The following is a 13,402-nucleotide window of genomic DNA, read 5'->3' on the forward strand; positions in this document are numbered from 1 at the left end:
GGGGCGCCTCGCACAAGGCGCGTTCGCAGGCCATCCGCATCAACAGGCGGCGCGCGCCCACGGCAGCGGGGGCGCTGGAATTTTATAATCCCCTTCATGGCTGTCTGGGCACTCGGCATCAATCACCAAACGGCTCCGCTGGATCTGCGGGGCCGTTTTGCGTTCGCCATCGACCAGATCCAGCCCGCCCTCACGGGTTACCGCACCAGCCTGCCCCTTCAAGCCGAGGCCACCCTGCTGTCGACCTGCAACCGCACCGAACTCTATGGCGCTGGGGACCAGTCGGCGGTGGAACCCACGTTGCAGTGGTTGGCCCAGACCGGTGGCGTGAGCCCGCACGTGTTGCAGGACCACGCCTACATCCTGCGCGAAGACGACGCAGCCCGGCATGCCTTCCGCGTCGCCAGCGGCCTGGACAGCATGGTGCTCGGCGAGGCGCAGATCCTTGGCCAGATGAAAGACGCCGTGCGCGCCGCCGACGAAGCCGGTGCGCTGGGCACCACACTGCACCAGCTGTTCCAGCGCTCGTTCTCGGTGGCCAAACAGGTGCGCACCTCCACCGAGATCGGCGCGCACTCGATCAGCATGACGGCGGCCGCCGTCAAGCTGGCGTCGCAGATCTTCGAAGACCTCAAGGACATCCGCGTGCTGTTCGTCGGGGCCGGCGAGATGATCGAACTGGCGGCCACCCACTTCGCCGCCAAGACCCCCAAGGCCATGGCCATCGCCAACCGCACACTGGAGCGTGGTGAAAAGCTGGCCAGCCGCTTTGGCGCCGAAGTCATGCGCCTGGCCGAGATTCCCGAACGGCTGCACGAATTCGATGCGGTGATCAGTTGCACCGCCAGCACCCTGCCGATCATTGGTCTGGGCGCGGTCGAGCGGGCGCTCAAAAAGCGCCGTCACCGCCCCATGTTCATGGTCGATCTGGCTGTGCCCCGCGACATCGAGATCGAGGTCAAGGGCCTGTCCGACGTGTACCTCTATACCGTGGACGACCTGGCCGGCGTGGTGCAGACGGGCAAGGACAACCGGCAGGCCGCCGTGGCGCAGGCCGAGGCCATCATCGACGCCGGGGTGCTGAGTTTCATGCACTGGATGCAGCAGCGGGATCCGGCCAACGGTGTCGTGCCGCTGATCCAGCAACTCAACGCCCAGGCCGACGCCTGGCGCCAGGCCGAAATGGCGCGCGCGCGCCGGCTGCTGGCCAAGGGCGAGCCGGTGGACGCGGTGCTCGAAGCCCTGGCCAAAGGCCTGACGCAAAAGATGCTGCACGGCACCCTGGCCGAGCTGCACACGGGCGACGCCGAATCCCGCGCCCACACGGCGCAAGCGGTTTCGCGCCTCTTCCTGCGCGAAAAGTCCTAGCGGCGCTAGCCGCTCCGCCCGGTCCGCGCGCCTCCAGAGCGTGCGGTCTTCCCGCTCACCCGCTCCCGCTGCCGTGAAACCCTTTGTCCGCGACACCCTGAACCGCCAGCGCGCCCGCCTGCACGAGCTGGACGCGCTGCTCTCCGCCCCCGACGTGGTCAGCGACTTGCAGCGCTTCCGGACGCTCAGCCGCGAACACGCCGACGCCAGCGAGCGGGTCAACGCATTCAACCGCTACCTGCAACGCGAGGCCGACCGGACCAGCGCCCAGGAACTGCTGACCGATCCCGACATGGCCGACATGGCGCGCGAAGAGGTGCAGGCCGCCGAAGCCGAGATGGCGCAGCTCAACGAGGCGCTGCAGCGCCTGCTGCTGCCACGCGATCCGGACGATGAACGCGCAGCCTTCCTGGAAATCCGCGCCGGCACCGGGGGCGACGAATCGGCGCTATTTGCGGGCGATCTGGCGCGCCTGTACACCCGCTACGCGGACAGCCAGGGCTGGCGCACCGAGATCGTCAGCGAATCGCCGAGCGAACTGGGCGGCTATAAAGAAGTGGTGCTGCTCATCAGCAACCCGGGCGGCGCCGGGCCCGGCGTGTACGGCCAGTTGCGCTTTGAATCCGGTGGCCACCGTGTGCAGCGCGTGCCCGCCACCGAAACCCAGGGCCGCATCCACACCAGCGCCGCCACCGTGGCCGTGATGCCCGAACCCGACGAAGCCGAAGCCGTCAAACTCAATCCGACCGAACTGCGCATCGACACCTTCCGCGCCAGCGGCGCCGGCGGCCAGCACATCAACAAGACCGATTCGGCGGTGCGCGTGACCCACCTGCCCACCGGCCTCACCGCCGAATGCCAGGACGGTCGCAGCCAGCACAGCAACAAGGCCAAGGCGCTGCAGGTGCTGGCCGCACGCCTGCAGGAAAAAGAACGCAGCGAGCGCGCCGCCAGCGAAGCCGCCACGCGCAAGGGCCTGATCGGCAGCGGCGACCGCAGCGATCGCATCCGCACCTACAACTTCCCGCAAGGACGCCTGACAGACCACCGCATCAACCTCACGCTCTACAAGCTGCTGCAGGTGATGGAGGGCGACCTGGGCGACGTCATCCACGCGCTGCAGGTGGCGCGCGGCGCCGAACAATTGGCCGCGCTCGAAAGCCAGGCATGACGACGCTCGCCGAAGCGTTGGCCTCTGCCGCCCGGCTCGGGCTGGACCGCCTGGACGCCCAGATCCTGCTGTTGCACGCGCTGGGCCGTTCGCCCCATGACCGCGCCTGGCTCATCGCCCACGACGCAGACGTCCTGCCCGAGGCAGCACAAACCGTGTGGACCGCACTGCTGCAACGGCGCCAGGCCGGCGAACCCGTGGCCTATCTGCTGGGGCACAAGGCCTTCTTCGGGCTCGACCTGCAGGTGGGCCCGGGCGTGCTCGTGCCGCGGCCCGACACCGAAACCTTGGTCGAATGGGCGCTGTCCTTGCTCCCGACCGATGCTGCGCCAGCCCAGCCCACGCGCGTGCTCGATCTCGGCACCGGCAGCGGAGCCATCGCCCTGGCGCTGGGCACCCACGCACCACAGGCCGAGCTGACCGCCACCGACGCCAGCGAAGCCGCCCTGGCGCAGGCCCGCGCCAATGGCCAGCGCCTAGGCCTGCCGGTGCGCTGGCGCCTCGGTCACTGGCTGGACGCTGTGCCGGGCGAGCGCTTTCACCTCATCGTCTCCAACCCGCCCTACATTGCCGAGGCGGACCCGCACCTGGCGGCACTGACCCACGAGCCGCTGTCGGCCCTGACGGCCGGCCCCGACGGGCTGGACGACATCCGCCACCTCGTGGCCACCGCACCCGGCGCGCTCCACCCCGGCGGCTGGCTGCTGCTCGAACACGGCTACGACCAGGCCGCCGCCGTGCGCGCCCTGCTCAGCGACCGGGGCTTCGAAACCGTCAGCAGCCGTACCGACCTCGCGGGCATCGAGCGCTGCACCGGCGGGCGCTGGCCGCTCGCGCGATAATCCGGATTTCCGGCCAGCCACCCGGTGCCGGCCCGCCCCAACCCACACGGAACCTACGACCATGAGCGACGTGCAAAGCCAGATCGACCAACTGGTCAAATCCCACGACATCGTGCTGTTCATGAAGGGCAGCGCCAGCTTCCCGATGTGCGGCTTCTCCGGCCGCGCGGTGCAGATCCTCAAAGCCTGCGGCGTGGACCCCAAGTCGCTCACCACCGTCAACGTGCTCGAAAACGACGCAGTGCGCCAGGGCATCAAGGACTACAGCCAGTGGCCCACCATTCCGCAGCTCTACGTCAAGGGCGAATTCATCGGCGGTTCGGACATCATGATGGAAATGTACGAGTCGGGTGAACTGCAAAAAGTGATCACCGGTCAGGCCTGACCGTCCCTTTCGCCCCGCCGACAGCCGCCCTTGGGCGGCTGTTTGTTTTTGGGCGTGATGCGCCCATCCACCAGCGCGCAGGCGAACCGTCCATCGGGGATCACCGGGCTTGAGAGCCGGCACGGCTTGTGCTTGAATGAATTCGGGTTTCCCGTTTTCGTCACGCAGGAGAACGCCTTGAGCTCACACAGCCTGGTCCCGTCCTCACCCGCGATCCCCTTGCCGATCGCGCAGATGCGCAGCGTCTACCGCGCCGACGATGTCGAGCGCCGGCTGGTCAAGCTCCAGTCCAGCGGCACCGAGCGCGAACACGAAGGCCTGCGCAGCACCTACCAGCGCATGCTCGAACGCGGCCCGCAACGGTTTGCCGTCAAACCCTCCGGTGTGCCCGACATGGCGCCGCTGTATGAATTGCTGCCCAATTTCGGCGAGGTGCTCGACGATGTGAAGCGCCACGTGGCACTGAGCCAGGACAGCCGCGACAGCCTGGAGGTCACGCCCATCCTGCTGCTGGGCCCACCCGGCGTGGGCAAGACGCACTTCGCGCGGCAGATTGCCGACCTGCTGGGCACCGGCATGAGCCTGGTGCCGATGAGCAGCATGACCGCCGGCTGGCTGCTCTCGGGGTCGTCCTCGCAATGGAAAGGCGCCAAGCCCGGCAAGGTATTCGAAGCCCTGGTGGACGGCGAATACGCCAACCCGGTGATCGTGGTCGACGAGATCGACAAGGCCAGCAGCGACGCGCAATACGACCCACTCGGTGCGCTCTACAGCCTGCTCGAACACGACACGGCGCAGCACTTCGTGGACGAATTCGCCGAAGTGCCCATCGATGCCAGCCAGGTGATCTGGATCACCACCGCCAACGACGAACGCCACATCCCCGAACCCATCCTGAACCGGATGAACGTGTTCGAGATCCAGCCACCCTGCCCCGACGCGGCCCGGCGCATCGCCGGGCACCTGTACCAGTCGATCCGCGCCGAACACGACTGGGGACGCCGTTTCGACGCCGATCCGCCCGACGATGTGCTGGACCAACTGGCCGCCCTGGCACCGCGCGAAATGCGCCGAGCCCTGGTCACCGCCTTCGGCAACGCCCGGTTGGACAACCGGTTCAACGTGGAGCCCGGCGACCTGCCCCGTGCGGGCACCGGCAAGGCCCGGATCGGCTTCGTGCAGTGAGACTGCGGCCGGGCGCGACCGCCTTCAGGTGTCGCCGTGCACCCAATGGCGGGCCGCCGCGTACACCGCGTTCGGGTAAGCGGCCTTGCCCCGGCTGCCGTTGTAGCGCCCCAGCGCCATGAACGTGTCGCCGCGCTCGCGCTCCAGGTAGTGGCGCAGGATCACGCAGCCGAAACGGATGTTGGTCTGCATGTGGAACAGCTTGCCGGCGTCACCATCGCCGATCAGGCGCACCCAGAACGGCATGATCTGCATGTAGCCGCGCGCGCCCACACTCGAGATCGCAAACTTGCGGAAAGCGCTTTCGACCTGGATCAGGCCCAGCACCAGGGTGGTGTCCAGCCCCGCCCGCTTCGACTCGTACCAGACCGTCTGCAGAAAATCGATCCGCGTCTGGAAATCGGGCTTGCGCCGCTGCAACCGGTCGCCCATGGCCCCCAGCCAGCGCAGGTAGGACAGGCGCCGTTCAATGTCCGTGAATTCGGGCACCGGTGGCGCCGTGTTGGCGATGGCCGCACTCAGTGCAGAACGCACCGAATCGGCCAGTGGTTCCTCAACCTGCCCACCCGCCCGGGAAGCCCCGGGATAAGCAGCCAACGCGACCCCCCCCAGCCACCCGACGCTGCCGAGCAGACAGTCCCGGCGACGCCAGCCCGGCGAGCAACGCGAATCCGGCTCCATGCGTGCGACCCTTCGAACGATCAAACGCCCAGGCGCTCCCGCACGAAGGCCAGGGCGTCCCCAACAGGCACCTTGGACGCTGCCGCATCGCGGCGGTGCTGGTACTCCAGCACGCCTTCCTTGAGACCGCGGTCACCGATGGTCACGCGGTGCGGCACACCGATCAGTTCCCAGTCGGCGAACATGGCGCCCGGGCGCTCGCCCCGGTCATCCAGGATCACGTCCACCCCCAGGGCCAGCAGGCCCTGGTACAGATCGTCGGCCGCGGCCTTCACCGCTTCGCTGCGGTCCGCCCCCACCGGGCAAACCACCGCGGTGAACGGCGCGATCGCATCGGGCCAGATGATGCCGCGCTCGTCGTGGTTCTGTTCCACGGCCGCAGCCGGCAAACGGGTGACACCAATACCGTAGCAGCCCATCTCGAAATGCTTGGGCTTGCCGTCTTCGGCCAGAAAGGTGGCGTTCATGGCCAGGCTGTATTTGGTGCCCAGGAAGAACACGTGGCCCACCTCGATGCCGCGCTCGATGGCCAGCAGGCCCTGGCCGTCGGGCGACGGATCGCCCTCGACCACGTTGCGGATGTCGGCCACGAGTGCGGGTTCGGGCAGATCACGCCCCCAGTTCACACCCGTGAGGTGGAAGTCGACCTCGTTGGCACCGCAGATCCAGTCGGCCATCACCGCCACTTCGCGGTCGGCAACGATCGTCAAAGGCTGCTTCAGGCCGATCGGGCCCAGATAGCCCGGCTTGCAGCCGAAGTGCGCCTCGATTTCGGGCACGGTGGCGAAGCGGAAACCTTTGTCCAGGCCCGGCACCTTGCCCACCTTCACTTCGTTCATGTCGTGATCGCCACGCAGCAGCAGCAGCCAGACCTGGCTGCCCGTCACCTCGCCGGCCTCGTTGAGTTCGTCGGTGGCGAGCACCAGCGATTTGACCGTGGTGGCGAGTGGCACACCCAGCAGTTCGGCCACGTCGGCACAGGTGCTCTTGCCCGGCGTGGGCGTCTTGGTCATCGCATTGGCCGCCGCCGGGCGCGGGCCGGCCGGCGCCAGCGCCTCGGCCTTTTCCATATTGGCTGCGTAGTCGCTGTTCGGGCAATAGACGATGGCGTCCTCTCCCGTGGCTGCGATCACCTGGAATTCTTCCGACAGGTCGCCCCCGATGGCACCACTGTCGGCCGCCACCGCGCGGTAACGCAGCCCGAAGCGGTCAAAGATGCGGCGGTAGGCGGCCGCCATCACCTGGTAGCTGGCCTTGGCGCCGGCTTCGTCGCGGTCGAAGGAATAGGCGTCCTTCATGATGAACTCGCGGCCCCGCATCAGGCCGAAGCGCGGGCGGCGTTCATCGCGGAACTTGGTCTGGATCTGGTAGAAATTCTTGGGCAGTTGCTTGTAGCTGCGCAATTCCTGGCGCGCGATATCGGTCACAACCTCTTCGCTGGTCGGCTGCACGACGAAATGGCGTTCGTGGCGGTCCTGGATGCGGAGCAACTCCGGTCCCATCTTGTCGAAGCGCCCCGTCTCCTGCCACAACTCAGCCGGCTGGATCACCGGCATGGTGAGCTCCACCGCCCCGGCGCGATTCATCTCCTCGCGCACGATCTTTTCCACCTTCTGGATCACGCGCAGCCCCATGGGCATGTAGCTGTAAATACCGGCACCCAGCTTCTTGATCATGCCGGCGCGCGTCATGAGCTGGTGGCTGACGACCTCGGCATCGGCGGGAGCTTCCTTGAGGGTGGAAATGAAGAACTGAGAGGCTTTCATGGACACACCGCCCCTGGGCGGCCAGATGGGAAAACGTGGGTGGTTCGGGATGGCGAAACCCTTGACATCAAGGTTTCGCAGCGGGATCGGTATTTACCCGGCATTGGCGGAGCAGGCCCCCCGCACAGGGTACGCAAGTCGTCATGCGCGATGCATAATCGTCACAGTTCAAAAATTTGGGGTCGATTATGCTTGACAGAGAAGGCTTCAGGCCCAATGTCGGCATCATTCTGCTCAACCAGCGAAATCAGGTGTTCTGGGGCAAGCGCATCCGCTCCCATTCCTGGCAATTTCCGCAAGGTGGCATCGACCGGGGCGAAAGCCCCGAGCAAGCCATGTTCCGGGAGTTGCACGAAGAAGTGGGGCTCAGGCCCGAACACGTGAACATCGTGGCCCGTACGCGGGACTGGTTGCGCTACGAAGTGCCGGACCGCTTCATTCGCCGGGAGGCGCGCGGTCACTACAAAGGGCAGAAACAGATCTGGTATCTGCTGCGGCTGGTCGCTCAGGACTGGCATCTCAACCTGCGCGCCACCAACCACCCCGAGTTCGATGCCTGGCGGTGGAACGACTACTGGGTCCCACTGGATGTGGTGGTCGAATTCAAACGGGGCGTCTACGAAATGGCGCTCACCGAACTGGCCCGCTACCTGCCCCGGCAGGACAGCCGCAACCGCTATCTGCGCGGGGGCAGCCGGCAACGCCTGTCGGTCGATCACGCTTGCGCCGAAGCGGTCTTGCCCGAACCGCTCATGCAGCCCCTGTGCATGGAGCTCCCTCCCGGCGCCTGCTTCGAGCCCGACCCTCAACGGTCGCAGCAGACCCCATCGATCACACCGATACCCGACACGCATTGATGAGACACCTCAGGCGCCGCTCAGACACCCTGAGCGGGCACCTGAAGCGCCATCCGATTCAGGGACGCGAAAGCACCAGGTTGTCGCGGTGAATCATCTCGGGCTCGGCCGCATAGCCCAGCAGCCGCTCGAACTCCGCTGACGATTTCCGGCACAGCAGCCGCGCTTCCGAACTGGCGTAGTTGGCCAGGCCGCGCGCGATTTCCACCCCGCGGGTGTCGCGCACCGCGATCACGTCGCCGCGCGAAAACTCACCTTCCACACCTGTCATGCCGATCGGCAACAGGCTCTTGCCTTCACCGACGACCTTGCTGGCCGCGCCGTCGTCGACGGTCACGGCACCCTGCAGCTTGAGGTGATCAGCCATCCACTGCTTGCGTGCCTGCAGCTTGGCCGTCTGCGCCACCAGACAGGTGCCAATGGCTTCGCCCTCGCACAAGCGCTGCAGCACATCGGGTTCGCGCCCCCAGGCGATCACCGTGGATGCCCCCGAGCCGGCCGCGCGCTTGGCCGCCAGGATCTTGGTGATCATGCCGCCGGTGCCGATGCCCGAGCCGGCGCCACCGGCCATGACCTCGAGCTGCGGATCGCCTGCGCGCGCCACATGCACAAAGGTGGCCGCCGGATCGCGTCGCGGATCGGCGGTGTACAGGCCTTTCTGGTCCGTCAGAATGATGAGCACGTCGGCCTCGACCAGATTGGCCACCAGCGCCCCCAGGGTATCGTTGTCGCCGAACTTGATTTCGTCGTTGACGACGGTGTCGTTCTCGTTGATGACCGGCACCACCCCCAATTGCAGCAGGGTCAGCAGCGTGGAGCGGGCGTTGAGGTAGCGCTCGCGATCAGCGAGGTCCGCATGCGTGAGCAGCACCTGGGCACTGCCGACCCCGCATTCGCGCAGCTTGGTCTCGTACATCTGCACCAGCCCCATCTGCCCCACGGCCGCGGCGGCCTGCAGTTCGTTGATTTCCTTCGGCCGGGTGCGCCAGCCCAGGCGCTTCATGCCTTCGGCCACCGCGCCGCTGCTGACCATGATCAGCTCGCGCCCCTGCTCCACCAGCGCTGCGAGCTGACGGCTCCAATGGCCGATGGCCTCTTCGTCCAGTCCACGCCCTTCGTTGGTCACCAGGCTGGAGCCCACCTTGACCACGATGCGCTGCGCGGTCTTGACCACTGACGGCACGGCCGCCAGGTCGTTCGCGATAGTTGCCTGATCGGCCATGTCGGATGAACCTTGTCGCTGTCGGGTCTCAGGGGTTGCCCGCAAAACGCGGATCGACCTCCACGTGCGGTTGCGCGGCTTCGTGCACCTTCGCGATGTGCTCGTAGATTTTCTGCACCAGGAACTCACACCCCTCACGGGTCAGCGCCGAAATCTCGAACACAGGCCCTTTGTAGCGCAGGCGTTTGACGATGTCCTTGACGCGCGCCGCGCGCTCGTCAGCCGGCACCATGTCGAGCTTGTTCAACACCAGCCAGCGCGGCTTGGCATACAGCTCGGCGTCGTATTTTTTGAGCTCGCCCACGATCGCCTTGGCCTGTTGCACCGGATCAACCGCTTCGTCGAAGGGCGCCACATCGACCAGATGCAGCAGCAACCGTGTGCGCTGCAGATGGCGCAGGAACTGATGGCCCAACCCGGCCCCCTCCGAGGCGCCCTCGATCAGGCCAGGCACGTCGGCCACCACAAAACTCTTTTCCGGCCCGACCCGCACCACTCCCAGGTTCGGGTAGAGCGTCGTGAAGGGGTAATCGGCGATCTTGGGCCGCGCATTGGACACGGCCGCGATCAGTGTCGACTTGCCGGCATTGGGCATGCCCAGCAGGCCCACATCGGCCAGCACCTTGAGTTCGAGCTTGAGCGCGCGCCGCTCGCCGGGCCAGCCGGGTGTTTTCTGGCGCGGCGCCCGGTTGGTCGAACTCTTGTAATGCATGTTGCCGAAGCCACCATCACCGCCCTTGGCAATGGTGATCAACTCCCCGGGCTGCAACAGCTCGTGCAGCACTTCGCCCGTTTCGGCGTCGCTGATGATGGTGCCCACCGGCATCTTGAGCACAATGTCGTCGCCCTTGATGCCGAACATGTCGGAGCCCTTACCGTGCTCGCCGCGCTGCGCCTCAAAGCGGCGCGTGTAGCGGAAATCGACCAACGTGTTCAAGTTCGAATCGGCCAGCGCCAACACGTGACCACCCCGGCCACCGTCACCGCCGTCGGGGCCGCCGAACTCTTTGTACTTCTCATGGCGGAACGACGCGCAGCCGTTGCCGCCGTCGCCAGCCGCGACGTCAATGGTGGCTTCGTCCACAAATTTCATGATGGAATCCCGGAAGAACAGAACGCAAAAGGCCCGCAAGCAGCGGGCCTTTCCACAGGGCTGATGCCCACCTGTCGTCGGCCCGTCCGGCGGATTTCACCGCCTTCCGGAACCAGCACATCACACCGCAGGCGTGATGCTGACGACGTGGCGGTTCAGGGCGCCCTTGACGGCGAAGGTCACGTGACCGTCCACCGTGGCAAACAGGGTGTGGTCTTTGCCCACGCCGACATTGGTGCCGGGGTGGAACTTGGTGCCGCGCTGACGCACGATGATGGAACCGGCACTCACCAGTTCGCCACCGAAAGCCTTCACACCGAGCATCTTGGGCTTGGAATCGCGCCCATTTCGCGTAGAGCCGCCGCCTTTTTTCTGTGCCATTTCAAATTACTCCTCAGGCAGCGATCGAAGCGATCTGCAGCTCGGTGAAATTCTGACGGTGACCTTGGCGCTTCTGGTAATGCTTGCGACGGCGCATCTTGAAGATGCGAATCTTGTCGCCACGACCGTGCGCCACCACCGTGGCCTTGACCGTTGCGCCGGAGACCAGGGGCGTGCCCACCTTCAGTTCAGCGCCGTTTCCGACGGCCAGAACCTGGTCGATCACGATTTCCTGGCCCACTTCCGCAGCAATCTGTTCTACTTTAATTTTTTCGCCGGCAGCGACGCGATATTGCTTGCCACCGGTTTTTATGACCGCGTACATAGGAACCTCTTGGAATGAATCCGAGCGCCTGCCCCGGACCTTGGTCAGAAAACCTTGGTCGGCGATGCACCCGAATGTCCTCAAAAACCCGGTAGACGAACTTCCACCGAGCCCATGATTCTATACCGGAATCGCTGAAAAATCAAGCAACCCGGCCCCGGACAGCGCCTCACCGCCCGCCGACCCCCACCCCTGCACCCACTTTGTGCCGCGCATCGGGCGCGTTCCTATAATTTCCGGTTGTCCCTTCCCTCGCCACCGCCACAGGCTCCATCTTGACCGCTGCCAGTCCTTCCACCGTTTCGCCCCTCGAACTCATCCGGCCAGACATGCAACGGGTGGACCAGGTGATCAACGAACGGCTCACGTCCGATGTGCCGCTGGTCAAGGAAGTGGCCCAATACATCATTTCAGCTGGCGGCAAACGCCTGCGCCCAGCCCTCCTGCTGCTGGTCGGTGGTGCCCTGGCAGTCGACCACCCGCACCGGCACGCCCTGGCCGCCGTGGTCGAGTTCATTCACACCGCCACCCTGTTGCACGACGACGTGGTGGACGAGTCCACCCTGCGCCGGGGACGCGAGACGGCCAACGAACGTTTTGGCAACGCAGCCAGTGTGCTGGTGGGCGACTTTCTCTACTCGCGCGCCTTCCAGATGATGGTGGATGTGAACAACATGCGTGTGATGCAGGTGCTGGCCGAAGCCACCAATGTGATCGCCGAAGGCGAAGTGCTGCAGCTGATGAACATGCACGACTCCTCGCTCGATGAGGCAGCGTATCTGCGCGTGATCCGCTCGAAGACGGCCAAGCTGTTCGAGGCCAGCGCCCGGCTCGCACCCATCCTCGTCGGCGCCGATGCGGCCACCGAAGCGCATTGCGCCACCTATGGCCAGGCGCTGGGCACCGCGTTTCAGGTGATCGACGACGTACTCGACTACGAAGGCGATCCCGCCGAACTGGGCAAAAACCTGGGCGACGATCTGCGCGAAGGCAAGGTCACGCTGCCCATCATCTGCGCCCTGCGCCGCTGCACCGACGCCCAGCGCCAGATGATCCATGCGGCCATCGAACAAGGCGACACCGAACACCTCGACACCATCGTGGCCATCGTGCGGGAAACCGGGGCACTCGATGCCGCCCGCAGCAGCGCCGAGGCCGAAGCCCAACGGGCCATTGATGCGGCCCAACAACTTCCCGCCAACGAGTACCGCGAAGCTTTGCTACAATTAGCGGCTGGACTTTTGGAGCGGCGCTCCTGACCGGTCAAACGGAAAGAGTTCAAGGCAACTGCAACGGTTGCCGGCGATTGGTCAACAGACCCATCGGGGTGTAGCTTAGCCTGGTAGAGCGCTACGTTCGGGACGTAGAGGCCGGAGGTTCGAATCCTCTCACCCCGACCAGATTCTTTATTCTTCCCCTTGCACAACGCGCCCGCCAGCAGCGGGCTGGCCCTCAGGTCTGAGGGTTCGGTGCGTCTGCGGCCGGTGCCTCAAACACTGCCGGACGGAAGAACATCGGATACACCTTCTCCACCACAGGCCCCGCAAAATCCCAGGCCTTGCATTGGCCCAGATGCATGGGTGGGCGGCCGTCCGCTGGTGGTGCAAACGAGGCCGAGCGGGTCTGGAAAGCGGCGGTCGCCAGGTTGAACAGCAACTCCCGCAAATGCGTGCAACCCTCGATCCCACCCAGATGGCGCTCGATGGTCTTGCGCCAGCCCTTGCCCAGCGTTTCGCCCACCAGACGCTGCATTGGAGGCATGGCCTGTGGACAGGGATCGTGCGGGTGTGCATCCATGCTGACGGCCACATCACGGATCACCATGGCGTCGTCCACCGTCAGCCGGATGCGCATGTGGTGAATCGCCTCGCCGGGCGCCCACTGACCCTCGCCTTCGATCTCGAAGGCATGCGGTTTGGAATCGTGCAACTCCCCCTCGATGTCCCACCACCCGTCGTCACGCAAAAAGCCGCGGTATTCGACGCGGCGGGTGTGCATGGGGCGGCGGGGTTGGGGATCGGGCAAGGGCAAGGCAGGACTCCAGACAAAAGAAGGGGCTGGCCGCCCCTGCCCGATTGTCATCGACCCGCCGGGAAACGGCTGCAGCACAAGCGACGCGCGCTCAC

General features: G+C 65.7%; 14 protein-coding genes and 1 tRNA gene. 8 read left to right on the plus strand and 7 right to left on the minus strand.

The window, feature by feature from the left end; all coding sequences use genetic code 11:
- Window positions 1-96: 96 nt before the first annotated feature.
- From hemA to L0977_RS12840, 5 genes are all read left to right on the plus strand, one after another.
- Window positions 97-1,368, plus strand: a complete 1,272-nt coding sequence (gene hemA, locus L0977_RS12820; protein WP_234265249.1) for a glutamyl-tRNA reductase — start codon at window positions 97-99, stop codon at window positions 1,366-1,368.
- Window positions 1,369-1,441: 73 nt separating this feature from the next.
- Entirely contained in the window at window positions 1,442-2,539 is a 1,098-nt protein-coding gene (gene prfA / locus L0977_RS12825) for a peptide chain release factor 1 (RefSeq protein ID WP_234265250.1), read from the plus strand.
- A complete protein-coding gene (gene prmC / locus L0977_RS12830) occupies window positions 2,536-3,381 on the plus strand; it encodes a peptide chain release factor N(5)-glutamine methyltransferase (protein WP_234265251.1) in 846 nt (281 codons plus the stop codon). The genes prfA and prmC overlap by 4 nt, the downstream gene beginning before the upstream one ends.
- A 61-nt stretch (window positions 3,382-3,442) precedes the next feature.
- Window positions 3,443-3,766 (plus strand): Grx4 family monothiol glutaredoxin, encoded by a 324-nt coding sequence (gene grxD / locus L0977_RS12835; protein ID WP_234265252.1) that lies wholly within the window; start codon window positions 3,443-3,445, stop codon window positions 3,764-3,766.
- Between the two features lie 177 nt (window positions 3,767-3,943).
- Window positions 3,944-4,951: an AAA family ATPase gene (locus tag L0977_RS12840; RefSeq protein ID WP_234265253.1), complete on the plus strand. Its 1,008-nt coding sequence runs from the start codon at window positions 3,944-3,946 to the stop codon at window positions 4,949-4,951.
- Window positions 4,952-4,975: 24 nt separating this feature from the next.
- On the opposite strand, the gene L0977_RS12845 is transcribed toward L0977_RS12840, so the two are convergent.
- Together L0977_RS12845 and L0977_RS12850 are read right to left on the minus strand one after the other, a co-directional pair.
- A complete protein-coding gene (locus L0977_RS12845; RefSeq protein ID WP_442786634.1) occupies window positions 4,976-5,632 on the minus strand; it encodes a lytic transglycosylase domain-containing protein in 657 nt (218 codons plus the stop codon).
- A 20-nt stretch (window positions 5,633-5,652) separates the two neighbouring features.
- Window positions 5,653-7,398 carry a proline--tRNA ligase gene (locus tag L0977_RS12850; RefSeq protein WP_234265254.1) on the minus strand — a complete coding sequence of 582 codons (1,746 nt, stop codon included), beginning with the start codon at window positions 7,396-7,398 and terminating at the stop codon, window positions 5,653-5,655.
- Between the two features lie 188 nt (window positions 7,399-7,586).
- Between L0977_RS12850 and L0977_RS12855 the strand changes: the two genes are divergently transcribed.
- Window positions 7,587-8,255, plus strand: coding sequence for an RNA pyrophosphohydrolase (locus tag L0977_RS12855; protein ID WP_234265255.1), 669 nt, complete (start codon window positions 7,587-7,589; stop codon window positions 8,253-8,255).
- Between the two features lie 58 nt (window positions 8,256-8,313).
- On the opposite strand, the gene proB is transcribed toward L0977_RS12855, so the two are convergent.
- The 4 genes from proB to rplU all read right to left on the minus strand — a co-directional run bounded on the left by proB (window position 8,314) and on the right by rplU (window position 11,276).
- Window positions 8,314-9,477: a glutamate 5-kinase gene (proB, locus tag L0977_RS12860; RefSeq protein WP_234265256.1), complete on the minus strand. Its 1,164-nt coding sequence runs from the start codon at window positions 9,475-9,477 to the stop codon at window positions 8,314-8,316.
- A gap of 28 nt (window positions 9,478-9,505) precedes the next feature.
- Complete coding sequence (cgtA, locus tag L0977_RS12865; protein ID WP_234265257.1) at window positions 9,506-10,570, minus strand: Obg family GTPase CgtA; 1,065 nt, start codon at window positions 10,568-10,570, stop codon at window positions 9,506-9,508.
- A 120-nt stretch (window positions 10,571-10,690) separates the two neighbouring features.
- Window positions 10,691-10,951, minus strand: coding sequence for a 50S ribosomal protein L27 (gene rpmA, locus L0977_RS12870; RefSeq protein ID WP_234265258.1), 261 nt, complete (start codon window positions 10,949-10,951; stop codon window positions 10,691-10,693).
- A gap of 13 nt (window positions 10,952-10,964) precedes the next feature.
- Window positions 10,965-11,276 (minus strand): 50S ribosomal protein L21, encoded by a 312-nt coding sequence (gene rplU / locus L0977_RS12875; RefSeq protein WP_234265259.1) that lies wholly within the window; start codon window positions 11,274-11,276, stop codon window positions 10,965-10,967.
- Between the two features lie 329 nt (window positions 11,277-11,605).
- Here rplU and L0977_RS12880 point away from each other — a divergent pair, with 329 nt between their 5' ends.
- Together L0977_RS12880 and L0977_RS12885 are read left to right on the plus strand one after the other, a co-directional pair.
- A complete protein-coding gene (locus L0977_RS12880) occupies window positions 11,606-12,535 on the plus strand; it encodes a polyprenyl synthetase family protein (RefSeq protein ID WP_234265392.1) in 930 nt (309 codons plus the stop codon).
- A gap of 64 nt (window positions 12,536-12,599) precedes the next feature.
- Window positions 12,600-12,676: transfer RNA gene (locus tag L0977_RS12885), tRNA-Pro, on the plus strand.
- 52 nt (window positions 12,677-12,728) lie between these two features.
- On the opposite strand, the gene L0977_RS12890 is transcribed toward L0977_RS12885, so the two are convergent.
- The gene (locus L0977_RS12890) at window positions 12,729-13,307 is read right to left on the minus strand and encodes a DUF2889 domain-containing protein (protein ID WP_234265260.1); all 579 of its coding nucleotides are present in this window, start codon (window positions 13,305-13,307) and stop codon (window positions 12,729-12,731) included.
- Window positions 13,308-13,402 lie beyond the last annotated feature (95 nt).

Origin of the sequence: Hydrogenophaga sp. NFH-34 (assembly GCF_021401345.1) — a bacterium.
Taxonomy (GTDB): Bacteria; Pseudomonadota; Gammaproteobacteria; order Burkholderiales; family Burkholderiaceae_C; genus Hydrogenophaga; species Hydrogenophaga electricum.

Coding starts and splice junctions, on each gene's coding strand:
- hemA (WP_234265249.1), top strand. CDS start 97: ATGGCTGTCTGGGCACTCGGCATCAATCACCAAACGGCTCCGCTGGAT.
- prmC (WP_234265251.1), top strand. CDS start 2,536: ATGACGACGCTCGCCGAAGCGTTGGCCTCTGCCGCCCGGCTCGGGCTG.
- grxD (WP_234265252.1), top strand. CDS start 3,443: ATGAGCGACGTGCAAAGCCAGATCGACCAACTGGTCAAATCCCACGAC.
- L0977_RS12845 (WP_442786634.1), bottom strand. CDS start 5,632: ATGGAGCCGGATTCGCGTTGCTCGCCGGGCTGGCGTCGCCGGGACTGT.
- L0977_RS12850 (WP_234265254.1), bottom strand. CDS start 7,398: ATGAAAGCCTCTCAGTTCTTCATTTCCACCCTCAAGGAAGCTCCCGCC.
- L0977_RS12855 (WP_234265255.1), top strand. CDS start 7,587: ATGCTTGACAGAGAAGGCTTCAGGCCCAATGTCGGCATCATTCTGCTC.
- proB (WP_234265256.1), bottom strand. CDS start 9,477: ATGGCCGATCAGGCAACTATCGCGAACGACCTGGCGGCCGTGCCGTCA.
- cgtA (WP_234265257.1), bottom strand. CDS start 10,570: ATGAAATTTGTGGACGAAGCCACCATTGACGTCGCGGCTGGCGACGGC.
- rpmA (WP_234265258.1), bottom strand. CDS start 10,951: ATGGCACAGAAAAAAGGCGGCGGCTCTACGCGAAATGGGCGCGATTCC.
- rplU (WP_234265259.1), bottom strand. CDS start 11,276: ATGTACGCGGTCATAAAAACCGGTGGCAAGCAATATCGCGTCGCTGCC.
- L0977_RS12880 (WP_234265392.1), top strand. CDS start 11,606: ATGCAACGGGTGGACCAGGTGATCAACGAACGGCTCACGTCCGATGTG.